This is a genomic window from Stenotrophomonas sp. STK16_22, from assembly GCF_051984505.1.
Taxonomy (GTDB): domain Bacteria; phylum Pseudomonadota; class Gammaproteobacteria; order Xanthomonadales; family Xanthomonadaceae; genus Stenotrophomonas; species Stenotrophomonas maltophilia_A.
Window position 1 is genome coordinate 3026039 of record NZ_CP196972.1, and the last position, 24126, is coordinate 3050164.

At 66.9% G+C, this 24126-nt stretch carries 24 protein-coding genes; 13 read left to right on the forward strand and 11 right to left on the reverse strand.

Annotated features, from left to right (window positions below; all coding sequences use genetic code 11):
• Positions 1 to 46: 46 nt before the first annotated feature.
• The 4 genes from ACSYAO_RS14210 to ligA all read right to left on the reverse strand — a co-directional run bounded on the left by ACSYAO_RS14210 (position 47) and on the right by ligA (position 4877).
• Entirely contained in the window at positions 47 to 775 is a 729-nt protein-coding gene (locus ACSYAO_RS14210) for a DUF3011 domain-containing protein (RefSeq protein ID WP_049463172.1), read from the reverse strand.
• Positions 776 to 917: 142 nt separating this feature from the next.
• On the reverse strand, positions 918 to 1874 hold the full coding sequence (epmA, locus tag ACSYAO_RS14215; protein WP_049463171.1) for an EF-P lysine aminoacylase EpmA: 957 nt from the start codon (positions 1872 to 1874) through the stop codon (positions 918 to 920).
• The gene (locus ACSYAO_RS14220) at positions 1871 to 2356 is read right to left on the reverse strand and encodes a GNAT family N-acetyltransferase (RefSeq protein WP_005413904.1); all 486 of its coding nucleotides are present in this window, start codon (positions 2354 to 2356) and stop codon (positions 1871 to 1873) included. Before ACSYAO_RS14220 ends, epmA begins: the two co-directional genes overlap by 4 nt.
• Before the next feature lie 49 nt (positions 2357 to 2405).
• Entirely contained in the window at positions 2406 to 4877 is a 2472-nt protein-coding gene (ligA, locus tag ACSYAO_RS14225; RefSeq protein WP_188348097.1) for an NAD-dependent DNA ligase LigA, read from the reverse strand.
• 338 nt (positions 4878 to 5215) lie between these two features.
• On the opposite strand from ligA, the gene ACSYAO_RS14230 reads away from it, so the two are divergent.
• Together ACSYAO_RS14230 and ACSYAO_RS14235 are read left to right on the forward strand one after the other, a co-directional pair.
• On the forward strand, positions 5216 to 6340 hold the full coding sequence (locus tag ACSYAO_RS14230) for a pyridoxal phosphate-dependent aminotransferase (protein WP_049463169.1): 1125 nt from the start codon (positions 5216 to 5218) through the stop codon (positions 6338 to 6340).
• Positions 6341 to 6515: 175 nt separating this feature from the next.
• A complete protein-coding gene (locus ACSYAO_RS14235; protein WP_080103081.1) occupies positions 6516 to 6962 on the forward strand; it encodes an REP-associated tyrosine transposase in 447 nt (148 codons plus the stop codon).
• A gap of 134 nt (positions 6963 to 7096) precedes the next feature.
• Here ACSYAO_RS14235 and zipA read toward each other — a convergent pair whose 3' ends face one another.
• The 7 genes from zipA to ACSYAO_RS14270 form a co-directional block, all read right to left on the reverse strand.
• Entirely contained in the window at positions 7097 to 7834 is a 738-nt protein-coding gene (zipA, locus tag ACSYAO_RS14240) for a cell division protein ZipA (protein WP_049463166.1), read from the reverse strand.
• A gap of 46 nt (positions 7835 to 7880) precedes the next feature.
• Positions 7881 to 11384 carry a chromosome segregation protein SMC gene (gene smc, locus ACSYAO_RS14245; RefSeq protein WP_049463165.1) on the reverse strand — a complete coding sequence of 1168 codons (3504 nt, stop codon included), beginning with the start codon at positions 11382 to 11384 and terminating at the stop codon, positions 7881 to 7883.
• Between the two features lie 259 nt (positions 11385 to 11643).
• Positions 11644 to 12093 carry a 50S ribosomal protein L9 gene (gene rplI / locus ACSYAO_RS14250; RefSeq protein ID WP_005410227.1) on the reverse strand — a complete coding sequence of 150 codons (450 nt, stop codon included), beginning with the start codon at positions 12091 to 12093 and terminating at the stop codon, positions 11644 to 11646.
• A 105-nt stretch (positions 12094 to 12198) separates the two neighbouring features.
• Positions 12199 to 12429: a 30S ribosomal protein S18 gene (gene rpsR / locus ACSYAO_RS14255; protein WP_002804494.1), complete on the reverse strand. Its 231-nt coding sequence runs from the start codon at positions 12427 to 12429 to the stop codon at positions 12199 to 12201.
• 11 nt (positions 12430 to 12440) lie between these two features.
• Positions 12441 to 12878: a 30S ribosomal protein S6 gene (gene rpsF / locus ACSYAO_RS14260; protein ID WP_005410228.1), complete on the reverse strand. Its 438-nt coding sequence runs from the start codon at positions 12876 to 12878 to the stop codon at positions 12441 to 12443.
• A 160-nt stretch (positions 12879 to 13038) separates the two neighbouring features.
• Entirely contained in the window at positions 13039 to 13581 is a 543-nt protein-coding gene (locus ACSYAO_RS14265; RefSeq protein ID WP_049463164.1) for a CbrC family protein, read from the reverse strand.
• A gap of 78 nt (positions 13582 to 13659) precedes the next feature.
• A complete protein-coding gene (locus ACSYAO_RS14270) occupies positions 13660 to 13998 on the reverse strand; it encodes a HesB/IscA family protein (protein ID WP_006376495.1) in 339 nt (112 codons plus the stop codon).
• A 128-nt stretch (positions 13999 to 14126) separates the two neighbouring features.
• Between ACSYAO_RS14270 and asnS the strand changes: the two genes are divergently transcribed.
• The 11 genes from asnS (at position 14127) to ACSYAO_RS14325 (ending at position 24113) form a co-directional block, all read left to right on the forward strand.
• Entirely contained in the window at positions 14127 to 15521 is a 1395-nt protein-coding gene (gene asnS, locus ACSYAO_RS14275; RefSeq protein WP_049400203.1) for an asparagine--tRNA ligase, read from the forward strand.
• Between the two features lie 30 nt (positions 15522 to 15551).
• Positions 15552 to 15851 carry a hypothetical protein gene (locus tag ACSYAO_RS14280; RefSeq protein ID WP_005417403.1) on the forward strand — a complete coding sequence of 100 codons (300 nt, stop codon included), beginning with the start codon at positions 15552 to 15554 and terminating at the stop codon, positions 15849 to 15851.
• A 7-nt stretch (positions 15852 to 15858) separates the two neighbouring features.
• Positions 15859 to 16173 (forward strand): hypothetical protein, encoded by a 315-nt coding sequence (locus ACSYAO_RS14285; RefSeq protein WP_149909398.1) that lies wholly within the window; start codon positions 15859 to 15861, stop codon positions 16171 to 16173.
• Positions 16174 to 16180: 7 nt separating this feature from the next.
• Complete coding sequence (locus tag ACSYAO_RS14290) at positions 16181 to 16819, forward strand: FMN-binding negative transcriptional regulator (RefSeq protein WP_149909399.1); 639 nt, start codon at positions 16181 to 16183, stop codon at positions 16817 to 16819.
• 72 nt (positions 16820 to 16891) lie between these two features.
• Positions 16892 to 17554, forward strand: coding sequence for a carbonate dehydratase (can, locus tag ACSYAO_RS14295; protein ID WP_014037740.1), 663 nt, complete (start codon positions 16892 to 16894; stop codon positions 17552 to 17554).
• Between the two features lie 19 nt (positions 17555 to 17573).
• On the forward strand, positions 17574 to 18095 hold the full coding sequence (locus tag ACSYAO_RS14300) for a 3-hydroxyanthranilate 3,4-dioxygenase (RefSeq protein WP_149909400.1): 522 nt from the start codon (positions 17574 to 17576) through the stop codon (positions 18093 to 18095).
• Positions 18096 to 18337: 242 nt separating this feature from the next.
• Positions 18338 to 19612: a kynureninase gene (gene kynU / locus ACSYAO_RS14305; RefSeq protein ID WP_149909401.1), complete on the forward strand. Its 1275-nt coding sequence runs from the start codon at positions 18338 to 18340 to the stop codon at positions 19610 to 19612.
• Positions 19613 to 19643: 31 nt separating this feature from the next.
• The gene (locus ACSYAO_RS14310) at positions 19644 to 21011 is read left to right on the forward strand and encodes an FAD-dependent oxidoreductase (protein WP_032127676.1); all 1368 of its coding nucleotides are present in this window, start codon (positions 19644 to 19646) and stop codon (positions 21009 to 21011) included.
• A complete protein-coding gene (gene sbcB, locus ACSYAO_RS14315; RefSeq protein ID WP_149909402.1) occupies positions 21011 to 22450 on the forward strand; it encodes an exodeoxyribonuclease I in 1440 nt (479 codons plus the stop codon). The genes ACSYAO_RS14310 and sbcB overlap by 1 nt, the downstream gene beginning before the upstream one ends.
• Complete coding sequence (locus ACSYAO_RS14320; RefSeq protein ID WP_049463160.1) at positions 22447 to 23133, forward strand: DUF2461 domain-containing protein; 687 nt, start codon at positions 22447 to 22449, stop codon at positions 23131 to 23133. The genes sbcB and ACSYAO_RS14320 overlap by 4 nt, the downstream gene beginning before the upstream one ends.
• On the forward strand, positions 23133 to 24113 hold the full coding sequence (locus ACSYAO_RS14325; RefSeq protein ID WP_049463159.1) for an aldo/keto reductase: 981 nt from the start codon (positions 23133 to 23135) through the stop codon (positions 24111 to 24113). The genes ACSYAO_RS14320 and ACSYAO_RS14325 overlap by 1 nt, the downstream gene beginning before the upstream one ends.
• The last annotated feature ends 13 nt before the right edge of the window (positions 24114 to 24126 follow it).

A 24126-nucleotide genomic window follows, 5' to 3' on the forward strand; every position in this document is an offset into this window, starting at 1 on the left:
GGCCCATTGTAGGGCCACGCCCCGCGTGGTTGGAGCCTGCCCGGGCTCAATTCACCGAGAATTCGGCGCGGCAGCCGCCGTCCACCCAGATCCCGTTGCGGCTCCAGCCCCAGGTACTGCCTTCCTCGCACGGCGTGCTGGACAGCTGCTCGGAGACGGCGGCACCGACCGAGATGCTGGCGCCACAGAAGCGGCGCTTCTTCGACTTCGACTCGCAGGTCAGGCGGCGTGGCACGTCGACAAAACGGCCGTCCTCGTCAGCCACTTCGAAATCGCCCTGGCAACCACGGCTGGTCCAGACTTCATTGCGCTTGTAGCCCCAGCCCTGCCCTTCGCGGCACGGCAGCACCGACAGCTGGCGCAGCAGGCGCACCGGCGCCCCGTCCAGGCGCACCGGGCAACTCTGCGGGCGGCCATTGGATTCGCAGCGCACCACACGGCGGACCAGGCGCTTGCCTTCCGTTGCCGCAGGCGCTGCACCTTCCGCACGACGCGCACGGAACTCTGCGCGGCAGCCAAGGGTGACCCACACGCCACTGCGGTCGGTGCCCCATTCGCTGCCACGGATGCAACTGTTGCTGGACAACTGGCGCACAAGGTCGATGCCATTGCTGACGTCGATATCGCAATGCACCCAGCCCATGTCGCGCGATTCGCAGGTCACCACTTCGCCGTCATAGCCCGCCTGCTGGGCCGACGCCGATGACGGCAGCCAGGCACCCCAGAGCGCGATGGAGTACACCGGTGCAGCGACAACCGCAAACCACTTGACCAAAGCCTTCCCCAGCAGGAATGGATGAACTGCGTGCCAGTGTCCGGCATCTGCCGTGATAAGAGCATCATCCTGCTTACCGAAGCAAGCGCGGAAACGCGGAATTCCGTTCAGTCTTGGATGTTCAGGAACGTGCGCACCGCGCTCACGCGTGGGCGAAGTCGTAGGCCAGCACATCGGCGATACGCGGCGTGCGGTTCATCGCCATCAACAACCGATCGACACCCACCGCCACGCCAGCGCAGGCAGGCATCGATGGCAACGCCGACAGCAGCGCCTCATCCACGGACGGTTGCACCTGGCCCCGCTCATGGCGGCGCTGCAGGTCACGCTGGAATCGCGCACGCTGTTCGTGCGCGTCGTTCAGTTCGTGATAGCCGTTGGCCAGTTCCACGGCCCCCAGATAAAGCTCGAAACGCTCGGCCAGCGGCGGCGTGCCGGCTCGAATGCGTGCCAGTGCGGCCTGGCTGGCAGGCCAATCATGGACCACGGTCATCACCGCGTCATCGAAATGCGGCTGGATATGATGGGTCATCAGCAGATCCAGCCAGTCATCGCGGGTCAGCCCGACCGGGTCGATATGTACCTCGCCCAGCGCGGCACGCAACGCGGCCTCATCGGCATCGAACGGATCCACACCCACGTACTGCTGGAACAGCTCGCGGTAACTGAGCACACGCAGCGTCGCACTGCGCCCGACCAGGGCCAGCGCCTGGCCGACCAGCTCGGCGGTTTCCTGCACCAGACGATGGTGGTCCCAACCGACCCGGTACCACTCCAGCATGGTGAATTCCGGATTGTGGCGGCCGCCCGCCTCGCCGTTGCGGAACACCCGGCCCAGTTCGTAACAGTCACCCACGCCCGCCGCCAGCAGGCGCTTGAGCGGATACTCCGGCGAGGTGCGCAGCCAGCGGCGGCGGCCACCGGCATCGACATGGCCGGTGAAATCGGTGTGGAAGCTGTCGATGTTCGGCTCGGTGTTGCCGGCCACCGACAGGATCGGCGTCTCCACCTCCAGCACATCGCGTTCGGCGAAGAAGCGGCGGACCAGCGCATTGAGCGCGGCGCGCTGCTGCAGCGCGCGCAGCAGGGCCTCGCTCACAGGATGCCCTCCGGGCGCGGGTGGTCCAGCGGCAGGGTCAGCAGATCGCGGGTGTCATCGATGTAACCGCTCGCCAGATAGAGGCGACGGGCCAGCTCGTTGTGATGGTTCACTTCCAGGCGCAGGCGGCTTACGCCGCGGCCCCGTGCCCGCTGTTCGCAGATGGCCAGCGCCTGCTTGCCGCGGCCGCGACCACGCGCACGATGGCTCAGGTACAGCTCGTCCAGCAGCATGAAGTGGCCGCCCTGCTCCAGGCTGAAGCCCATCGCGATCACTGCGTAACCGACCACCTCGGCCGCCTCGTCCAGCCACAGCAGCACTTCGCCGTTGCGTGGGTCGGCCAGCAGCGCATCCACGCCGCGACGCACGCGCGCGTCGTCGAAGTCGATCCTGTCTTCGGCATAGAACTCGCGCATCAACGCGATCAACAGTTCTTCGTCGGCACGGGTGGCCAGGCGGAAATCCAGTGGGGCAGTCTGCATCGGTGTTCCTTTGTGCTTCATGCCGGGTGCCGGGCACCCGGCGGCGTCATCATTCGTGTTCGGCAAGATAGGCCAGCAGGCGGTCCTCATCCCACACCGGCACGCCCAGCGACTGTGCCTTGTCCAGCTTGGAGCCGGCCTCGGTACCGGCCACCACGAAGCTGGTCTTCTTCGACACACTGCCGGAGACCTTGGCACCCAGCGCTTCCAGGCGTTCCTTGGCGGCATCGCGGGTGAGCTGGGCCAGGGTGCCGGTCAGCACCACGGTCTGCCCATCCAGCGGACCCGCCACGATCTCGGCCAGCGCCGGCGCCTTGGCCAGGATCTCCCGCATCGCGTTCTCGGCGGCCAACAGCATCGCACCGTGGCCATCAGCGTCCAGCCATTCGGCCAGACCGCGCGCGGTGTCATCGGGCAGGCCGGCGTTGACGAACTGGCCATGCTCGGCATCGAGCACCGCCTGTGCGCCGGGAAGCGCAGCCACCAGCTTTTCGGCGCGCAGACGGGTGATGCCGGGGATCTCCGACTCGACCAGCAACTGCGCCAGATCCAGCCCGTCGCGCAGCTTGGCACTGGGCGCATGCACGTCGCTGATGCGCACCTGGCCGACCTGCAGCAGGTCATCGATGGCCTGCTGGTTGCCCTGCTGCTCGAAGAAGTGGCCAAGCGAACGCGCCACTTCGCCACCGATGTCCGGCACACGCTTGAACAACGGCCACGGCAGGTGGCGGATCAGCTCCAGGTCACCGAACCACTGCGCCAGCGCCTTGGCCGTGCTCTCGCCCACGTGCTCGATGCCAAGCGCGAACAGCACGCGCTCCAGCGTGGCCGCACGGCTGGCGTCGATCGCTGCGATCAGGTTGTCGGCCCACTTGGTGGCGATCTTCTTCGTGTTCCATTCGAAGCTGGCCGGCTGCGCCAGCGCCTGCGCGCGCCAGCCCGGATCGTTGCCGTCCAGCTTGAGCACCGCATTGAGCACCGCACCACTGCCCTCGGCGGGAAGGTGCAGCTTCAGCGCCGCTGCCAGCGCCGACGGCTCCTCGGCGTCCAGCACCAGCTTCAGGTGCAGCAGCGTATCGCGGCTGAGCCGGTACAGGTCGGCCACGCTCTTGACGATGCCCGCGTCGACCAGGGTTTCGATGTACTTGTCGCCGAGACCATCGATGTCCATGGCGCGGCGCGAGGCGAAATGGGCAATGGCTTCCTTGCGCTGCGCCGGGCAGGACAGTTCGCCCGAACAACGCCACGCCGCCGCCCCCTCCTCACGCACGATCTCCGAGCCGCACACCGGGCAGCGCGTCGGCATCTGCCACGGCGTGGTGCCCTGCGGGCGGCGGTCGAGGATGACGCTGACCACTTCCGGAATCACATCACCGGCGCGGCGCACGATCACGCTGTCACCCACGCGCACATCCAGGCGTGCGATCTGGTCGGCGTTGTGCAACGTGGCGTTGGACACGATCACGCCGGCCACCGCCACCGGCGCCAGCCGCGCGACCGGTGTGGCTGCACCGGTGCGGCCGATCTGGATCTCGATCGCCTCTACCGTAGTGCTCTGTTCCTGTGCCGGGAACTTGTGCGCGATGGCCCAGCGCGGCGCACGCGAAACGAAGCCCATGGCCTGCTGGCCGGCGCGGTCATCCAGCTTGTAGACCACGCCATCGATATCGAACGGCAGGCCATCGCGGCGCTCACCGATATCGCGGTAGTAGCCGAGCAGGCCGTCGGTGCCTTCCACGACCTTGCACAGCTCACTGACCGGGAAGCCCCAGGCACCGAGCTTGGCCAGTGTGCCCGAATGGGTGTCCGGCAGCTCGCCGCCCTGCACTTCGCCGGTGCCGTAGGCGAAGAAACTCAGCCGGCGCTGCGCACTGATCTTCGGGTCGAGCTGGCGCAGCGAACCGGCGGCGGCGTTGCGCGGGTTGGCCAGTACCTTGCCGCCCTGCAGGCGCGCACGTTCGTTGTAGGACTCGAAGTCGGCGCGGGCCATGTAGACCTCGCCACGCACCTCCAGCACATCCGGCCAGTCCTTGCCGTGCAGCCGCTTGGGAATATCACCGATCTCGCGCAGGTTGGCGGTAACGTCCTCGCCGGTACTGCCATCGCCGCGGGTCGCGCCGAGTACGAAATGACCGTCCTCGTAGCGCAGGCTGATCGCCAGGCCGTCCATCTTCGGCTCGGCCGAGAACCGCAGGCTGCGGCGGCCCAGGCGCTCGTCGATGCGGCGTACGAAATCCGCCACTTCCTCGTCGCTGAAGGCATTGGACAGCGACAGCATCGGCACCGCGTGGCGCACTTCCGGGAAGCGGCCGGAGGGGCGCGCACCGACCTGCTGGGTCGGGCTGTCGGCACGGGCCAGCTCCGGATGCTCGCGCTCCAGCGCTTCCAGCTCGCGCACCATCCGGTCGTAGTCGACGTCGGGGATCTCCGGCGCGTCCAGCTCATGGTAGGCGCGGTTGGCCTGGGCGATCTGCCGGCGAAGGTCTTCGGCGCGTTCGGCGGGGCTGGGGCTCATCGGGATCCGGTGGTTCTGGGATGGCCGGGGATTCTACCGCGCCCGACCGTCAGGCCCTGTAACGCTCCCGCCTTTGTAGCGTCGAGCTTGCTCGACTGGTGCTCCCTCGCTCTGGCAGGTGCCAACCACTCCCCCATCCTGGTACGTGCCAACCACTCCCCAGCTCTGGTACGTGCCAACCACCCTCCCGCTCTGGTAGGTGCCAACCACTCCCCAGCTCTGGTAGGTGCCAACCTTGGTTGGCACATTTACAGTCGAACATGGTTCGACTCCGCAGAAGAGCAGCTTGCCGCCCATCCCCACCGGCGCTAGCGTGCGACGGTCTTCCCTTCGGAATCCCGCCCGTGACCCTGCCCGCTTCCCGTCGACGCTTCCTGCAACTGGCTGGTGCTGGCCTCGCCGTCGCCGGCACCGGGCTGCCGCAGCTCGGCCATGCCCAACCCGCGACAGCCGCCGCCCCAGCCCCTGCCGAAGGCGCCGTACTACTGAACTTCAACGAATGCCCGTATGGCCCCTCGCCCGCCGCCCAGCAGGCGGCGCGCGACAGCATCGCCAGCTGCGGCCGCTACCGCTTCGAACTGGCGGGCCAGGTGCGCGATGCCTTCATCGAACAGGCCCGCATCCCGGCTGATCACGTGCGGCTGTATCCGGGTTCCAGCGAGCCGCTGAACCGCGCCGCCGTGCTATGGACCGGCCCGCAGGCGGGGCTGGTAGTGGCCGACCCGACCTTCGAGACGCTGGGCGAGGTCGCCGCCGCACACGGTGCACACGTGCAGAAAGTGCCGCTGCGCGAGGACGGTGCACACGACCTGCGTGCGATGGTCGCCGCCGCACACGCACGCCCGACCGGGCTGCTGTATGTGTGCAACCCGAACAACCCGACCGGCTCGATCAGCCCACCGGATGAGCTCGCCTGGCTGCTGGCCCACAAGCCCGCTTCCACCCGCGTGCTGTTGGACGAGGCGTATCTGCAGTACAGCGAACAGCCGAGCCTGATCGCGCAGGTGGCGCAGCGCGATGACCTGATCGTGTTGCGCACGTTCTCCAAGCTATATGGCATGGCCGGCCTGCGCCTGGGCGTGGCGACCGCACATCCCGACCGCCTGCGCGAACTGGCCAGCCTGGGCGACAACCCGCTGCCGGTGCCGGCGCTGGCGGCGGCACTGGCCAGCCTGCGCGATCCGCAGTTGATTCCACAGCGCCGCCTGCAGAATGCCAAGGTGCGCCAGGCCACCATCGCGTGGCTGGGCAAGCGTGGTTTCCGCTGCGTGCCGTCGGAAGCAAACTGCTTCGTGGTCGACGTGCAACGCGATGGCAGCGCGTTCGCCAAGGCGATGGCGGACAACGGCGTGGTGATCGGACGCAGCTGGCCGATCTGGCCACAGCGCGTGCGCGTGACCGTCGGCACCGAAGAAGAAATGGCCGCGTTCCGCCATGCGTTCGCGAAGGTGGCCGGCGTGCCGGCCTGATCCTGTTGGTGGGGGCGAACCTTGGTTCGCCCCATCCACGCATGGCGTGGATCTACTGTTGTGGGTGCCGACCTGGGCCCCTGTAGAGTCGAGCCATGCTCGACTGGGGCCTTCCCTACAAGCCTTACCGCACTCAAGCGATATCCAAGCTGCCTCGGCCAGCCAATGCTGAGGCATGCCCAGTCCACGTCTCCTGAGAGGCCGCTGGTCGCAACTGCGGAACGTCTACGCGATCACCACCGTCACTCACCAGCGCCATCGGCACTTTGATGATCCACACCAGGCCGCCGTCGTTGTAGCGGGCCTGCAGTGGATTCAGCAGGAGGGTCGATGCCTTAACCTCGCATGGGCGGTCATGCCAGATCATGTGCATTGGTTGATGCAACTGCGCTCAGGAACCCTTGCCGCGTCGGTCCAGATGATGAAATCCCGCTGCAGCCGACTCATAGGCATCGACGGGCCGCTCTGGCAGCGTGGTTACCATGATCACGCTGTGCGATGTGATGAGTCCCTGAGAAACCAAGCTCTGTACATCGCAGCGAATCCTGTGCGCGCCGGGCTGGCGGCACAGCTCGGCGATCATCCGTTTGCCTGGTGCCGGTGGTTCGATCGATCGCCCTAGAGGCGAGTCAGGGATGGCCGACCCTGTAGAGTCGAGCGATGCTCGACTGGGGCTTACCCGGGGATCCGCAAGTCGAGCATGGCTCGACTCTACAGAAAGGCAGTCGAGCATGGCTCGACTCTACAGTTGGGGGCTTACCAGCGCGGGGTCTTGGTCAGCGGCGGGGCCTGGTGCTGGCGGTCGTAGGCGCGCAGCTCGTCACGGATGTGTGCGATGCGCTGGCGGCCCAGGGCATTGCGGCTGTCATCGAGCACCACGCCATCCAGCAGTTCAGCCATGCGCTGCACGGTCGGCAGCATCTTCTCCCAGGCGTCCAGCGCGGTCAGCGGCGCCGGCAGGGTCAGGAAGAAGGCGATGGCCGGGGTTTCCATGGCACGGATGTTGGCCATGTCGAAGCTGCCCGGCTTCATGATGCTGGCCATCGAGAAGATCGGGCCGCGCTCGGGGTGGCCTTCCACCAGGCGATGGAACACGTTCATGTGGCCGAACACCAGGCCAGTCTTCTCAGCCGCCACCACGATGTCCTCACCACGCAGCTGCTCGCCGGCCCGGGCAGCCACGAACAAGGAGACGATCTTGTCGAAATCCTGGGTGGCGCGCTTGCCCAGATCACTGGCGCCCGGGTCGGTTTCGCCCAGACCAAGTTCGGCCTGCTCGCCTTCCGTGCCCATGCCCGGTTCGACGCGGCCATCGGCCACGGCGACGCCTTCTTCGCCCAGTACCGGCTCGCGGCGCTCGCCGCTGGTCGGTTCCGCGCCTTCCACGCGGCGCCCCTGGGGCTTCTTTTTCGGACGGCCAAACAGGAAGATCGCGGCGATCAACAGCAGGCCGGCGGCCAGGATGCCGATGCGCAACAGTGCCGTGTCGGACATTCGATAGGTTCTCCGGCTAGTTCATTCAGGTAACTAGGATGGCACGTCAGGCCGCGCCCGCCAATCGCGCGGCTTCTTCCAGGTCCACGCTGACCAGGCGGCTGACGCCCGGCTCGCGCATGGTCACGCCCGACAGCTGGTGCGCGGCCTCCATCGTCGCTTTGTTGTGGCTGACGAACAGGAACTGCACCTTTTCGCTCATTTCCTTGACCATGTTGGCCAGGCGGCCGACGTTGGCTTCGTCCAGCGGCGCGTCCACCTCGTCCAGCAGGCAGAACGGCGCGGGGTTGAGCTGGAAGATGGCGAACACCAGCGCCACCGCGGTCATCGCCTTCTCGCCGCCGGACAGCAGCGAGATGCTGGACACGCGCTTGCCCGGCGGACGCGCCATGATGGTCACACCGGTGTCGAGCAGGTCTTCACCGGTCAGTTCCAGGTAGGCGTGGCCGCCACCGAACAGGCGCGGGTACAGCGCCTGCACGCCAGCGTTGACACGATCGAAGGTGTCCTTGAAACGACCGCGGGTCTCGCGGTCGATCTTGCGGATCGCATCTTCCAGGGTTTCCAGCGCCGTGGTCAGGTCGGTGTGCTGCGAATCCAGATAATCCGAGCGTTGCGAAGCCTCGCCGTACTCGTGGATGGCGGCCAGGTTGACCGGCTCCAGCCGGCGCATGCGGCCATCGATCTGGTGCACGGCCTGCTCCCAGTCGCCCAGGCGGGCGTCCTCGGGCAGTGCGTTGAGCACGTCCTGCAGCACGAACCCGGCCTTCTCCACCGCGCCCTGCAGGGTGTCCGCGCTGAGCACCAGCGCCTGCTGGTCCAGCTTGCGTTGCGAGATTCGCTCGCGCTGGGCCAGCGCCTGTTCGTCGCGCTGGTGGCGGGTCTGCTCGTAATTGCGCAGCTCGGCGTCGATGCCGTCCAGCAGCGTGCGCGCCTCGGTCAGCACGCGATCGGCCCGCACACGCTCTTCCAGTGCGTTCTGGTGCTCGGCCTGCAGCGACTCGACCGGCGAATCACCTTCGTCCAGCTGCGAATGCAGTTCGCCCAGTCGCGAATCCAGCTGCCCGCGCTGGGTACCCATGCGTTCCAACGCCTGGCTCAGTGAAGCCAGCTGCGCCCGCTGCGATTCCAGGGTCAAGGCCAACGAGTGCGAGCGCTCGCGCACCGCTCGCGCCGCGTCTCTGGCCAGGTCGCGGGCCTCGGTCAGCTGGCGACGCTCACCCTCCAGCCGCTGCCGGGTCGATTCCAGGTCACCCATGCTGCTGACCGCGTTTTCCAACCGCGAGCGCGCTTCACGCGCCTGCTCGTTGTTGGCTTCCAGCGTTTCCTGCAGCTGCTTCAGTTCACCTTCGATGCGGTCGATGCGCGTTCGCGCCGCCTCCACCTTGCCCTGCTGTCCCTGCAACTGGCCAGCCAGTTCAGAGACCGCACGATGGGCCTGGTACAGCGCACGCTGCGCGTCTTCGCGCTGCTGCTCGGCGGCCTGCAACTGCTCACGGAAACCACTCAGCTGTTCTTCCAGCTCGGCTTCGCGATCCTGCAGTTGCTCGATCTGCTCGCGCAGCTCGTTGATCTCACGTTCGCGCAGCAGCGCACCCTGCTGGGCCGCACCAGAGCGCGATACACGCAGCCAGCCCTGGCCCAGGCGTTCGCCGCTCTGGGTGATGATCGAATCGCCTTCCGGAAGGCTGGCCTGCAGAGCCTTCGCCTCGGACAGGTCCTTGGCACCATGCAGGTGCGCAAGCAGGCGACGGATCGCGGCCGGGCCACGCACGCGGGCCGCCAGCGAGGTTGGCGCGACCTTCAGGTCCGCGCCATCGTTGGCGACCAGTGCGATGTGGCCCTCGCCAAGTTCGCCGAGCGCATCGACCAAGCTGGCCGGATCATCAACCAGCACGCCTTCGATCAATTGGCCCAGCGCGCTTTCCACCGCGTTTTCCCAGCCGGCATCAACGTCCAGGCGTTCGCCGACACGCGCTGCCGAATCCAGCCCACGCGCCTTCAGCCACGCCACGGCAGCGCCCTGCTCCTGGCCCAGCGCGGCCTGCTGCAGGGTTTCCAGCGAGGCAAGGCGACCGCGCAGGCCGTTGGCCTGCTTGCGCAGTTCGGCCAGTTCGTTCTGGCCATTGCGCTGCTGTTCCTGCACGGCCGCCACGCCCTGCTTGCGCAGCTCGACGTCTTCGCTCAATTCATCCAGCGCAGTCTTCTGCGTGTCGTGCTGCAGGTGCAGCTGCTCGAAGGCTTCTTCCAGCGCGTCCACGTCCAGCCCGGCGCGTTCGGCGGCCAGCGCTTCACGACGCCGATCAGCGTCGAGGATCTGCTTGTCCAGGTAGTCCACGCGCGTGCGCTCGACATCGCCGGCGCGCGAGGCCTCCGAACTCTGCGAGGTGTGCTGCTCCCAGCGCTGCTGCCAGCTGGCCAGCCGGTCTTCGGCCTCGCGCAGGCTTTCCTGCTTGATCTCGTTCTCTTCCTGCAGCTCTTCCAGCTGCGGGGTCGCGGCCTCCACCGCTTCGCGCAGCACCATCAGCTTGGCCTCATCACCACTGATGTGCTGGCCCAGTTCCGCCAACGCCTGACGGGTCTCGTCGCGCGCCTTGTGCAGGCGCTGCGACAGTTCGCGCTGGTGCTGGATCTGCTGTTCCAGGCGCGCCAGCGTGCTGCCGACCTGGTAGACTGCGGCCTGCGCGGTGTTCAGCGCATCGGCGGCCTCTTCGCGGCGCACGCGCGAGGTCTCGATGCGGGCCTCGGCGTCACGCTGGTCGGCGATCAGCTGCTGCAGTTTGGTCTCTTCCTGCGACAGCCCTTCGCGCAGCTTGGACAGGCGACCGTCCAACCCGCGGAATTCCAGGGCCTTCCACTCGGCATCCTTGACCCGGCGCTCTTCCTGCAGGGCCTGGTACTGCTCAGCCTGCCTGGCCTGGCGCTTGAGGTGTTCGAGCTGCTTGCTGATCTCGTCGCGCAGGTCGCCCAGCCGGTCCAGGTTCTCGCGGGTGTGGCGGATGCGGGTCTCGGTCTCCTTGCGGCGCTCCTTGTACTTGGAGATGCCGGCCGCCTCCTCCAGGTACACGCGCAGGTCTTCCGGGCGCGCCTCGATGATCTGGCTGATCATGCCCTGCTCGATGATCGAGTAGCTGCGCGGGCCCAGGCCGGTGCCGAGGAACAGGTCGGTGATGTCGCGGCGACGGCACTTGGTGCCGTTGAGGTAATAGTTGCTGGTGCCGTCGCGGCTGACCGTGCGCTTGACCGAGATCTCGTTGAACGAGGCGTACTCGCCGGAAATCGTGTGGTCGGAGTTGTCGAAGATCAGCTCGACCGTGGCCTGCGACACCGGCTTGCGGGCGTTGGAGCCGGAGAAGATCACGTCGGTCAGCGAGTCGCCACGCAGGCGGCTGGCCGAGCTCTCGCCCATGACCCAGCGCACGGCGTCGATGATGTTCGACTTGCCGCAGCCATTGGGGCCCACCACGCCGGTCATGTTGGTCGGCAGGTGCAGGGTGGTCGGATCGACGAACGACTTGAAGCCGGACAGCTTGATCGTGGAAAGACGCATAGGGGTTCCGGACTGGGGCCGGCAAGCGGCCTGCGTTTACCCTCCAAGCCATTGATCCTGTTGGGATCGATGCCCGTGGAACGGGTGTGACGCCCTGAGTATACCGATGTGGCCGTGTTCTACGAATGGGCGTGAAACATTGTCCAGCCCTGCCTCGTCGGCCGGACGTCGCTCGACACCCCGAACCGGAGCCACAAAACAAAACGGGCACCCTTGCGGGCGCCCGTTCTGCGGTGATGCCAGGCCTTGCGGCGTGGGATCAGGCTTCGGCGACGACGACGACCTTGACGGTGGTCTCGACGTCGGCGTGCAGGTGGACCAGCACGTCGTATTCGCCGATGTTGCGGAAGGCGCCTTCGCCCAGGATGACTTCGCTCTTTTCCAGCGGCAGGCCGGCGGCGGTGAAGGCCTCGGCGATGTCGCGCGGGCCAACCGAGCCGTACAGCTTGCCTTCGGTCGAAGCGTTGGCGGCGATGGTCACGCTCGCGCCTTCCAGCTTGGCCTTGCGGCCTTCGGCGTCAGCGTGGATGGCCTGGGCCTTGGCTTCGTATTCGGCGCGCTTGGCTTCGAACTCGGCCTTGTTGCTCTCGGTGGCCGGAACGGCCTTGCCCTGCGGCACGAGGAAGTTACGGCCGTAGCCCGGCTTCACGTCGACCAGGTCGCCCAGGTTGCCGAGGTTGGTGACTTTCTGCAGGAGGATCAGCTGCATGGTATTGCTCCAGATAAGTTATTCGTTAGCGAGGCGATGCCCCGCAACAAAGGCTGTCCGAATAGCTGGCACAGCGGGGGCGGCACCGGGCCGCCCCGCCGGGCATCAGACGTCGTGGTTGTCGGTGTACGGGATCAGGGCCAGGAAGCGAGCGCGCTTGACGGCGGTCGCCAGCTGACGCTGGTACTTCGACTTGGTACCGGTGACGCGGCTCGGCACGATCTTGCCGTTCTCGGTCAGGTACTGGCGCAGGGTGTTGAGATCCTTGTAGTCGATCTCCTTCACACCTTCAGCAGTGAACTTGCAGAACTTGCGGCGACGGAAGAACTTGGACATGGGAAGGCTCCTTAGGCGGCGGAAGCGGCGTCGTCGCCGGCTTCGTTGTCAGCGGTGTTGTTGGACTCGCCTTCTTCGTCGTCACGACGACGGCGCTCACCGCGCTCCGGCTTGTCACCCTTCTCGTCCTTGCTCTTCATGATCAGCGACTGCTCGGTGTCAGCCTCGTCACGCTTGATGACCAGGTTGCGCAGCACGGCGTCGTTGAAGCGGAAGCTCTCGGTCAGTTCGTTCAGAACGGCCTGGTCGGCTTCGATGTTCATCAGCACGTAGTGGGCCTTCACCAGGTTCTGGATCGGGTACGCCAGCTGGCGGCGGCCCCAGTCTTCCAGACGGTGGATGGTGCCGTTGCCGTTCTCGACCAGCGACTTGTAGCGCTCGATCATGGCCGGGACCTGCTCGCTCTGGTCCGGGTGGACCATGAACACGATTTCGTAATGACGACTCATGTTTTTTCTACCTTTCGGATGTGGCCTCGCGGCCGGACAGCCCCCCGCCGTTGAGACCGCGGTGGGGCAAGGATTCCCGCCAGGAAGGCAGGAAGCCGCGCATTATGGCGCAGATGGGGTGGCCGGGCAACCGGCGGGCCACAGGGCAACCTGAACCGGGCTACCCCAGATCCACATGAAGGCGGTGCTGGCCGCATTCCAGGCACTGGAACAGGCAGCCAATCATCTCCCCGTCCCGGCTCAGGTGGTCCAGCACCCAGTCGGCGTCGCGCGGATTGACCTCGACCACGTCGGGCCGGACCTCGTCGAGGATGGGCTGGAGGTCCTCGCTACCGGCGTAACCGAGGAAGGCGCAGGGCCGCTCACAATGGCTGAGCCAGACCGACTGCTGCCAGGACGAGTAGCCCGGGGTGCGCTCGCAGATCTCCAGCAGCAGCTCACGGGCGATGGTCGGCGGCGGATCGGCCGGATCCGGGGATACCCCTTCGATATCGCTCCAGCCGGTGAATTCACCCTCGTAACTGGCCGCTGCCCTGCCATCGGCGATACACCAGGGGCACAGGTAATCGGGGCTCAGAACGGAGTAGAACGGCCCCCGGTAGCGCAGTGTGCGCGGCTGACCGCAGCAGTCGCAGACCCCGTCGACCTCTTCGAAGGAGAGGGCGTAGGCGTTGGGGTGATAAATGAAAAGCGGTCGTTCCATCCGTGGATCCCTTCCCTGCCGACCAAGGTCGGCATCTACCAGCGCCCGGCCATGCCCGGCGGACGCCAGAACCAGCCCTCAGGCCTTGTCGGCGTCGGTGGTGAAGCTTTCACCGCAGCCACACTCGGCGGTGGCGTTCGGGTTGCTGAACGTGAACGTTTCGCTCAGGCCGTGCTTGCCAAAGTCGATCACGGTGCCGTCCACCAGCGCCAGGCTCTTGGCGTCGACGTAGATCTTCACGCCGTCCTGGTCGAACACGGTATCGCCCTCGCGCTCGTCGCGGGCCAGGTCGGTGATGTGACCCCAGCCCGAGCAACCGGTCTTGGTCACGCCGAAACGCAGGCCCAGCGCGCCGGGGGTCTGGGCGACAAAGCGCTGCACGCGCTCGAAGGCAATGGGGGTCAGGCTGACGGCCATGGGGCTACTCCAGAGGTACGGGGACATTATAAGGAGCCGTTGCCACGAAAAATGCCTCGCAAGCAGAACGCTGCAACCGGTAAACTCCCGTGTTCACAGATCGAGTCGATCAGCAGAGGATTCAAGTCATGACGGTGGTCAGCGTTGAACATGCGCTTGCCGGGAAGATCCCGGAAGGCGGCGAAGTCACGGTACGCGGATGGGTGCGCACGGTGCGCGGTTCAGCGAATCTGGCCTTCGTGAATGTGAGCGACGGCTCCTGCTTCGCGCCGATCCAGGTCGTGGCCGGCGACAGCCTGGCCAACTTCGATGAGATCAAGCGCCTGACCAGCGGCTGCTCGGTCATCGCCACCGGCACTCTGGTGAAGTCGCAGGGCAAGGGCCAGTCGTTCGAGATCCAGGCCAGCACGCTGGAAGTGGTCGGCTGGGTCGAAGACCCGCTCACCTACCCGATCCAGCCCAAGCCGATGTCGCCGGAGTTCCTGCGCGAAGTGGCGCACCTGCGCCCGCGCACCAACCTGTTCGGCGCGGTCACCCGCATCCGCAACTGCCTGGCCCAGGCAGTGCACCGTTTCTTCCACGAGAACGGCTTCAACTGGATCAGCACCCCGATCATCACCACCTCCGACGCCGAAGGCGCCGGCCAGATGTTCCGCGTGTCCACCCTGGACATGGTGAACCTGCCGCGCGACGAGAAGGGCGCGATCGATTTCAGCCGCGACTTCTTCGGCAAGGAAACCTTCCTGACCGTGTCCGGCCAGCTGAACGTCGAGGCCTACTGCCTGGCGCTGAGCAAGGTCTACACCTTCGGCCCGACCTTCCGCGCCGAGAACAGCCACACCACCCGCCACCTGGCGGAGTTCTGGATGATCGAGCCGGAAATCGCCTTCGCCGACCTGGCCGAAGACGCGCGCCTGGCCGAAGAGTTCCTGAAGTACCTGTTCCGTGCGGTGCTGAACGAGCGTGGCGACGACCTGGCCTTCATCGCCGAGCGCGTGGACAAGAACGCGATCACCAAGCTGGAAGACTTCATCAATGCGCCGTTCGAGCGCATCGACTACACCGATGCGGTCAGCCTGCTGCAGAAGTCCGGCAAGAAGTTCGACTTCCCGGTCGAATGGGGCCTGGACCTGCAGACCGAGCACGAGCGCTGGCTGACCGAAGAACACGTCGGCCGCCCGGTGGTGGTGACCAACTATCCGGAGCACATCAAGGCCTTCTACATGCGCCTGAACGACGACGGCAAGACCGTTGCCGCGATGGACGTGCTGGCCCCGGGCATCGGCGAGATCATCGGCGGCAGCCAGCGCGAAGAGCGCCTGGACGTGCTGGACGCGCGCATGGCCCAGTTCGGCCTGGATCGTGAGCACTACAGCTGGTATCGCGACTTCCGCCGCTATGGTTCGGTGCCGCACGCCGGCTTCGGCCTGGGCTTCGAACGCCTGGTGGTGTACGTCTGCGGGCTGTCCAACATCCGCGATGCGATCCCCTACCCGCGCGCCCCGGGCAGCGCGGACTTCTAAGCCCCACACGACCACGGAGGTACCACTCCCATGACCCTGTTCTTCGCCCTCTGTTTCGTCGGCGTTGCAGTGGCCGGGTTCAGTGCCTTCGTGATCTTCTGGCCGCTGACCCTGGTGCACGTACGCGATCGCCATCCGGCGCTCGCCGAGCGCTTCGGCAGCGGTGCCTTCCTCAAGCCCGATGCCCTGGCCTGGCTGCTGCGCCGTGACTATCGCCAGCAGCCGGACCGCTCGCTGTCCGGGCTGGCGACGCCGGCCTGGGTATCGCTGCTGACCCTGCTGGCCGGACTGGGCATGGCCGCCCTGCTCTGGCTGGCCTCGCTCTGGTAACACATCCATGAATGACATCACCGCCTCGCGCGACAGCTGGTGGCTGGCCAGCCTCGGCAACACCCTGATCTGGGCGCGCCTGCGCGTGCGCCCGGCCGGCACCGCCGAAGTGCTCGACAGCGATGGCAACACGCTGAGCTATGACAGCGAAGACACCGCGCGTTCGCAGCTGTTCGACGCCGAATTCGTCGAGTACGACGGCCTGGACGAGGAAGACGCGCTGGTGCGCGGCTTCAGCCTGCGCGAAGTGCAGCCGCCGCAGGCCGACAGCGACGAGGGCCTGCGCGGCCGCATGATCCAGTCGCTGGGCGGGCGCGCCTGACCCCTGCATGTTCACCCCGCGCGCCTTCGCCGAGACCGACCTGCTCTGGCTGGACCGCCTGCTGGCGCGCGACCCGTTCGTTACCTTGCTTACGCCCGGCAGCGATGGCCTGCCGGAGCTGACCCGGATGCCGGTGCTGTACCGGCGTGACGGCGACCAGATCGAACTGCGCGGCCACTGGGCGCGCGCCAACCCGCAGTCGCGCCACCGCGGCGCGGCCAAGGTACTGATCGATGGTCCGCATGGCTACGTCTCGGCCAGCTGGTATCCGGACAAGGAGCCCGCTGCGCGGGTACCCACCTGGAACTACGCCGCCGCCGAACTGCGCGGCCAGCTGCAGACGTTCGACGATGCCGAAGCGCTGGCCGAACTGGTCGGCGCGATCAGCGATCGCTTCGAAGCCAGTGTCGGACAGGCTTGGCATTTCGATCCCACGCGTGCCGAGCATGGCCCGGAGCTGCGCGCCATCGTCGGCTTCCGTTTCCAGGTCGAACAGGTGCAGCTGAAGCTCAAGCTGAGCCAGAACCATCCCGATGCGAACCAGCGCGCGGTGATCGCCGAACTGGAACAGTTGGGCACCCCCGCTTCCACCGAGTTGGCGCAGTGGATGCGCTGGCACCGCGAACAGGCTGCCCGCAGCGACTGAACGCCCCAGATTCCCGCGACGACGCAGCCGGACGGCTGCGGCGAGCCCCCACCCGACGCCAGGGACCCATACATGAAAGACATCCACAAACTCCTGCAGAACAACCGCGACTGGGCCGACCGGATCGAGAAGGAAGACCCCGAGTTCTTCCACCAGCTCGCCAAGCAGCAGCACCCCGAATACCTGTGGATCGGCTGTTCCGATTCGCGCGTACCGGCCAACCAGATCATCGGCATGGCCCCGGGTGAAGTGTTCGTGCACCGCAACGTCGCCAACGTGGTCGCCCACACCGATCTGAACTGCCTGAGCGTGGTGCAGTACGCGGTGGACCAGCTGAAGGTGAAGCACATCCTGATCGTCGGCCACTACGGCTGCGGCGGCGTGCATGCCTGCCTGCACAACACCCGCGTCGGCCTGGCCGACAACTGGCTGCGCCACGTTGGCGACGTGATGCAGAAGCACACCGGCATCCTCGATGCGATCGAGACCGACGAGCTCAAGCACGCACGCCTGTGCGAACTGAACGTGATCGAGCAGGTGGCCAACCTGTGCCGCTCGACCATCGTGCAGGACGCCTGGGCCCGCGGCCAGAAGCTGATGGTGCACGGCTGGGTCTACAGCCTGAAGGACGGACGCGTGCGCGAGATGGGCATCGACGTCGGTTCGCAGGAAGAGCTGCAGCCCGCCTATGAAAAGGCCCTGTCCTACGTCCCGCGCAAGGGCAAGCGCGACTGATCCCTTACGGATGACCACCATGCTCGCTTCGCCGATCAACCTGCACGCCTGGATCGAAGAAAACCGCCACCTGCTGAAGCCGCCGGTGGGCAACAAGATGATCGACAACGGCGACTTCATCGTGATGGTGGTGGGCGGGCCGAACTCGCGTACCGACTTCCACTACGACGAAGGCCCGGAGTGGTTCTACCAGCTCGAAGGCGAGATGGTGCTGAAGGTGCAGGAAGACGGCGCGGTGCGCGACATTCCGATCCGCGCCGGCGAGATCTTCCTGCTGCCGGCAAAGGTTCCGCACTCGCCGCGGCGCCCGCCCGGTGGTATCGGTCTGGTGGTCGAGCGCAAGCGCCTGCCGCACGAGATGGACGGCGTGATCTGGCACTGCGAGCGCTGCAACCACAAGCTGCACGAAGAGTATTTCCCGCTGCAGAACATCGAGACCGACCTGCCCAAGGTGTTTGCGCGCTATCACGCCAGCCTGGAACTGCGTACCTGCAGCCAGTGCGGGCACGTGGACCCGCTGCCGGTGCCAGCGGTCGGCTGAGCCATCGAACGGTAGTTCCCCACCTCGGTGGGCGCATGCTCGCCCCCGCTCTGGTAGATGCCCACCTTGGTGGGCGCTTGCCCCCGCTCTGGTAGTTGCCCACCTTGGTGGGCGCTTGCTTGTACGTGCGCCAACCAAGGTTGGCGACAACCGGGTCATGCGGCGCTGGCGTTGGGTTGGCAGCTACCGGGCCATGCCCCAGGCGCTACACTGGCGGTCCCGTTGCAGCCTGTTGCCCGACCATGTCCGACCTGCTCAGCCGCACCCACGCCATTGCCCTGGACGCCGCCGATCCGCTGCGCCCGCTGCGCAATGAATTCCTGATTCCGCGCCATGGCGGCGGCGAGCAGACCTACTTCGTCGGCAACTCGCTGGGCCTGCAGCCGCGTGGCGCGCAGGCGGCCGTGCAGGAAGTGATGAAGCAGTGGGGCGAGCTGGCGGTGGAAGGCCACTTCACCGGCCCGACGCAGTGGCTGTCCTACCACCGCCTGGTGAGCGCGCAGCTGGCCCGCGTGGTCGGTGCGCTGCCCAGCGAAGTGGTAGCGATGAACACGCTGAGCGTGAACCTGCACCTGATGATGGTCAGCTTCTACCGGCCGACCACGCAGCGCCCGGTGATCCTGATGGAAGCCGGCGCATTCCCGACCGATCGCCACGCGGTGGAAGCACAGATCCGCTTCCATGGCTTCGACCCGGCCGAATGCCTGGTGGAAGTGCAACCGGACGAAGCCAATGGCACGATTTCACTGACCGCGATCGAGCATGCCATCGCCGAGCACGGTTCACGCCTGGCGCTGGTGCTGTGGCCTGGCGTGCAGTACCGCACCGGCCAGGCCTTCGACCTCGATGCGATCACCCGCGCCGCACGTCTGCAGGGCGCGCGTATCGGCTTCGACCTGGCACACTCGGTCGGCAACCTGCCGCTGCGCCTGCATGACGTGGCCCCTGATTTCGCCGTGTGGTGCCACTACAAGTACCTCAACAGCGGCCCGGGCGCGGTGGCCGGCGCCTTCGTCCACGAGCGCCATCACCGCGACACCACCCTGCCGCGCTTTGCCGGCTGGTGGGGCCATGAGGAATCCACCCGTTTCCAGATGGCGCCGCAGTTCACCCCGGCCATCGGCGCCGAGGGCTGGCAGCTGAGCAACCCACCGATCCTCGGCCTGGCCCCGCTGCGTGCATCGCTGGACCTGTTCGAGCGTGCCGGCATGGAAGCGCTGCGCAGCAAGTCGCTGGCGCTGACCGGCATGCTCGAAGCGCTGGTGCGCGCGCGCCTGTCCAGCGTGCTGGACATCATCACGCCGGCTGACCCGCAGCGCCGCGGCTGCCAGCTGTCGCTGCGCGTGATCGGTGGCCGCGAACGTGGCCGCGCACTATTCGAACACCTGCGCGGCATCGGCGTGCTCGGCGACTGGCGCGAGCCCGACGTGATCCGTATTTCGCCCACCCCGCTCTACAACCGCTACCTGGACGTGCACCACTTCGTCGAGGAAGTGGAAGCCTGGGCCGGCCTCTAAGCCGGCCCCTCCCCTACTGCTGGACAGTTCGTTGATCGCACACGCTTCCCGCTCGTTGAGCATTATCGGTGCCGGCCTCGCCGGGTCCCTGCTGGCCATCCTGCTGTCACGCCAGGGCTGGCGCATCACCCTGTACGAACGCCGCGGTGATCCGCGCGTGGCCGATTACGAGAGCGGCCGCTCGATCAACCTGGCGTTGGCCGAGCGCGGGCGCAATGCGCTGCGCCAGGCGGGCGTGGAGGACGAAGTGATGGCGCGCGCGGTGATGATGCGCGGACGCATGGTGCACCCACGCGAGGGCGAACCGCAGCTGCAGCGCTATGGCCGTGATGACAGCGAAGTGATTTGGTCGATCCACCGCAGTGATCTGAATACCACGCTGCTGGAGCTGGCCGAACAGGCCGGCGCCACCGTGCACTTCCATCGCCGCCTGCACACCGTCGATTTCGATGCGGGTTACGCGCGTTTCATCGATGACCGTGACGACAGCCCGCACGACATCCGCTTCGACACCCTGATCGGTGCCGACGGAGCGGGCTCGGCACTGCGTGCGGCGATGAACCGCCGTGCACCGCTGGGCGAGGACATTGCCTTCCTCGACCACTCCTACAAGGAGCTGGAGATCCCGCCGGCTGCCGATGGCAGCTTCCGCATCGAGCGCAATGCACTGCACATCTGGCCGCGCGGCCACTACATGTGCATCGCCCTGCCCAACCATGAAGGCACCTTCACCGTCACGCTGTTCCTGCCCAACCAGGGCGACCCCAGCTTCGCCACGGTCAACACCGGCGCACAGGCCGAGGCGCTGTTCGCGCGCGAGTTCGCCGACACCCTGCCGTTGATCCCGAACCTGCGCGCGGACTGGGAGCAGCATCCGCCGGGCCTGCTTGGCACGCTCACTCTGGAACGCTGGCACCAGCAGGGCCGCGCCGTGCTGATCGGCGACGCCGCGCATGCGATGGTGCCGTTCCATGGCCAGGGCATGAACTGCGCGTTCGAGGACTGCGTTGCGCTGGCCCGTCACCTGATGGAGGCCGATGATCTGGAAGGCGCGTTCGCCGCGTTCGAAGCCGAGCGCAAGCCAAATGCGCGCGCAATCCAGCAGATGGCGCTGGAGAACTACCTGGAGATGCGCGACCGCGTGGCCGATCCCGCCTTCCTGCTGCAGCGCGAGCTGGAACAGGAACTGCAGCGGCGCTGGCCGACCCGCTTCGTACCGCACTACACGATGGTCACTTTCCTGCACACGCCGTACGCCGAGGCGCTGCGCCGCACCGAACTGCAGCGCGACATGCTGGTGGCCGCCACCGCCGGTCACGATTCACTGGACAACATCGACTGGACCGCACTGGAAGCACAGATCCACGCCCAGCTGCCGGTCCTGGAGGGCGCGCACTGATGGCTGACAGCTTCCTGTTCTACGACCTGGAAACCTTCGGCCAGGACCCGCGGCGCACGCGCATCTCGCAGTACGCCGCGATCCGTACCGACGCCGATCTCAACGAAATCGACACGCCGGTCAGCTTCTTCGTGCGCCCGGCCGATGACCTGCTGCCCTCGCCGATGGCCACGCTGGTCACCGGCATCACCCCGCAGCAGGCACTGGCCGAGGGCATCAGCGAGGCCGAGGCCTTCGATCGCATCAACGAGCAGCTGTCGCGCCCCGGCACCTGTGCGCTGGGCTACAACACGCTGCGCTTCGACGATGAGTTCGTCCGCTACGGCCTGTTCCGCAACTTCCACGACCCGTACGAACGCGAGTGGCGCAACGGCAATTCGCGCTGGGACCTGTTGGACATGCTGCGGCTGATGCGCGCGATGCGCCCGGACGGCATCCAGTGGCCGCTGCGCGAGGATGGCGCCACCTCGTTCAAGCTCGAGCACCTGGCCGAGGCCAACAACGTGCGCGAAGGCGATGCGCACGAAGCGCTGTCCGACGTACGCGCCACCATCGGCATGGCACGCCTGTTCAAGCAGTCGCAGCCACGACTGTGGGAGTACGCGCTGAAGCTGCGCGACAAACGCTTCGTCGGCAGCCTGCTGGACGTGGCCGCGATGAAGCCGGTACTGCACATTTCCATGCGCTACCCGGCCAGTCGCCTGTGCGCGGCCCCGGTGCTGCCGCTGGCCGCGCACCCGACCATCAACAACCGGGTGATCGTGTTCGACCTGGAAGGCGAGATCGACGATCTGCTGGAACTGCCGGCCGAGGTGATCGCACAGCGCCTGTACATGCGCGCCAGCGAGCTGCCCGAAGGCGTGGCGCGGGTGCCGCTGAAGGAAGTGCACCTGAACAAGGTGCCCGCGCTGATCGCCTGGAACCACCTGCGCGCCGATGACCACGCGCGCCTCGGCCTGGACGTGGCCGCGATCGAGGCCAAGGTGGAACGCCTGCGCGCGTTCGCCCCGCAGCTGGCCGAGAAGGCCCGGCAGGTCTACAACCAGCCCCGCGCCGCCACCGTGGCCGATGTCGATGCCTCGCTCTACGACGGCTTCCTCGGCAATGGCGACAAGCCGCTGCTTGCGCTGGCACGCACCACCGCGCCGGAGCAGCTGGCCGCCCTGGAAGGCCGCTTCCGCGACCCGCGCCTGCCGGAGCTGCTGTTCCGCTACCGCGCGCGCAATCATCCCGACAGCCTCGCGCCGGCTGAACGCCAGCGCTGGCAGGATTACCGCCGCCAGCGCCTGCTCGGAGACGGCGGGCTGGGCGAACTCAACCTGCCCCAGTACCGGCAGCAGCTCGATGCACTGGCTGCCGAAGCGCCCGACGACACGCGGCGCCAGGCCCTGCTGCAATCGCTGCGCGACTGGGGCCAGCACCTGCAGGAGACCTTGTGAGTACCTATTTCTCGGACGCCAGCTTCAAGTTCCTGCGCAGCCTGGCGCGGCATAACGACAAGGCATGGTTCAACGACCACCGCCAGCAGTACGAAGACCACGTGCGGCAGCCGTTCCTGCGCCTGCTGGGCGACCTTCAGCCGGCGCTGGCCGAGGTCAGCGAGCACTTCCGCGCCGATACCCGCGGCGTCGGCGGCTCGCTGTTCCGCATCCATCGCGACGCGCGCTTCTCCAACGACAAATCCCCGTACAAGACCTGGCAGGGTGCGCGCCTGTTCCACGAACGCCGCCGCGAGGTGGCCGCGCCTTCGTTCTACGTGCACCTGCAGCCGGGCGAGAGCTTCGTCGGTGCCGGCCTGTGGCATCCGGAACCGGAGACCCAGCGCCGCGTGCGCCACTTCATCCTCGACAACCCGGGCAGCTGGAAGGCCGCAGCGCATGCACCGGCCCTGCGCAAGCGCTTCGACTTCGAAGAGAGCGAGAAGCTGGTGCGTCCGCCGCGCGGCTTCCCGGCCGACTTCGAATTCATCGACGACCTCAAGCACCGCAACTGGGTGATGTGGCGCTCGCTGGACGACGCCACCATGACCGGCCCGCGCCTGCTGTCCACGCTGGGCAAGGACCTGGCCGCGCTCGGCCCGTTCGTCGACTACCTGTGCGCGGCGCTGGACCTGGAATTCTGATGCCGTTGGCACAGCAACGCCGCACGCTGGGCCGCACCGGCCTGGCGGTTTCGCCGGTGGGCCTTGGCTGCTCCGGCTTCTGGGGGCATCGCCGCTTCCCTGAACAGTCGGCCGCGCACGTGGTAGAGCATGCACTGGCACAGGGCGTGAACCTGTTGGACACCGGCCACAACTATTCCGGTTTCCACGCCGAGCCGCGGCTGGGCCGCATCCTGCGCCCGTTGCTGAAGCGATACCCGCGCGAGTCGCTGGTGATTTCCAGCAAAGGCGGCACGCTGACCGGCCAGGCCGGCGTCAGCGGCGCCGAGCAACGCAATTTCTCGCCGGCAGCCATCACTGCCAGCTGCGAGGCCTCGCTGCGCAACCTCGGCCTGGATTACCTGGATATCTACCAGCTGCACGGTGCCAGCCAGCACGACATCAACGATGACCTGCTGGCCGCGCTGCAACGCCTGCGCGAACGCGGGCTGATCCGGCACACCGGCATCAATACGCACACGGCATCGACCCTGCGCTGGATGATCGACCATCCCACGCTGTTCGACGTGGTGCTGCTCGATTACAACGCCCTGCAGCAGGACCGTGAACCCCTCATCGACCAGTTGCACGCGGTGGGCATCGGCGTACTGGCCGGCACCGTGCTGGCGCAGGGCCATCTGCTGCCACCACGCCCGCGCCTGCCACGACCGGCGGATGCCTGGTACCTGGCCAGGGCCTGGCTCAAACCGAGCAGCCGTCAACTGATGCGCAGCGCACGCAACATGCGGAAGGCACTCGCCGCCATCCGCAGCCAGCGCCCGGCCCAGACCGCGTTTGCCTACGCCCTGGGCCATCCCGGCGTGGCCAGTGGCATCCTGGGCACCACCCGCACCGGCAGCCTGGACGAAGTACTGGCGACGCGGCTTGAGGCACTGACCGCAGCCGAACGCCAGCAGCTGGTGGACGCCTTCGGTGATGGCCGCGGATCTCCCAGTCATTGAGTCTTCACCCCAT

Excerpts from the sequence above, each read along its gene's own strand:
- ACSYAO_RS14220 (WP_005413904.1), bottom strand. The coding sequence starts at position 2,356 with ATGCAGACTGCCCCACTGGATTTCCGCCTGGCCACCCGTGCCGACGAA.
- ACSYAO_RS14235 (WP_080103081.1), top strand. The coding sequence starts at position 6,516 with ATGCCCAGTCCACGTCTCCTGAGAGGCCGCTGGTCGCAACTGCGGAAC.
- zipA (WP_049463166.1), bottom strand. The coding sequence starts at position 7,834 with ATGTCCGACACGGCACTGTTGCGCATCGGCATCCTGGCCGCCGGCCTG.
- smc (WP_049463165.1), bottom strand. The coding sequence starts at position 11,384 with ATGCGTCTTTCCACGATCAAGCTGTCCGGCTTCAAGTCGTTCGTCGAT.
- rplI (WP_005410227.1), bottom strand. The coding sequence starts at position 12,093 with ATGCAGCTGATCCTCCTGCAGAAAGTCACCAACCTCGGCAACCTGGGC.
- rpsR (WP_002804494.1), bottom strand. The coding sequence starts at position 12,429 with ATGTCCAAGTTCTTCCGTCGCCGCAAGTTCTGCAAGTTCACTGCTGAA.
- rpsF (WP_005410228.1), bottom strand. The coding sequence starts at position 12,878 with ATGAGTCGTCATTACGAAATCGTGTTCATGGTCCACCCGGACCAGAGC.
- ACSYAO_RS14265 (WP_049463164.1), bottom strand. The coding sequence starts at position 13,581 with ATGGAACGACCGCTTTTCATTTATCACCCCAACGCCTACGCCCTCTCC.
- ACSYAO_RS14270 (WP_006376495.1), bottom strand. The coding sequence starts at position 13,998 with ATGGCCGTCAGCCTGACCCCCATTGCCTTCGAGCGCGTGCAGCGCTTT.
- asnS (WP_049400203.1), top strand. The coding sequence starts at position 14,127 with ATGACGGTGGTCAGCGTTGAACATGCGCTTGCCGGGAAGATCCCGGAA.
- ACSYAO_RS14280 (WP_005417403.1), top strand. The coding sequence starts at position 15,552 with ATGACCCTGTTCTTCGCCCTCTGTTTCGTCGGCGTTGCAGTGGCCGGG.
- ACSYAO_RS14285 (WP_149909398.1), top strand. The coding sequence starts at position 15,859 with ATGAATGACATCACCGCCTCGCGCGACAGCTGGTGGCTGGCCAGCCTC.
- ACSYAO_RS14290 (WP_149909399.1), top strand. The coding sequence starts at position 16,181 with ATGTTCACCCCGCGCGCCTTCGCCGAGACCGACCTGCTCTGGCTGGAC.
- can (WP_014037740.1), top strand. The coding sequence starts at position 16,892 with ATGAAAGACATCCACAAACTCCTGCAGAACAACCGCGACTGGGCCGAC.
- ACSYAO_RS14300 (WP_149909400.1), top strand. The coding sequence starts at position 17,574 with ATGCTCGCTTCGCCGATCAACCTGCACGCCTGGATCGAAGAAAACCGC.
- kynU (WP_149909401.1), top strand. The coding sequence starts at position 18,338 with ATGTCCGACCTGCTCAGCCGCACCCACGCCATTGCCCTGGACGCCGCC.
- sbcB (WP_149909402.1), top strand. The coding sequence starts at position 21,011 with ATGGCTGACAGCTTCCTGTTCTACGACCTGGAAACCTTCGGCCAGGAC.
- ACSYAO_RS14325 (WP_049463159.1), top strand. The coding sequence starts at position 23,133 with ATGCCGTTGGCACAGCAACGCCGCACGCTGGGCCGCACCGGCCTGGCG.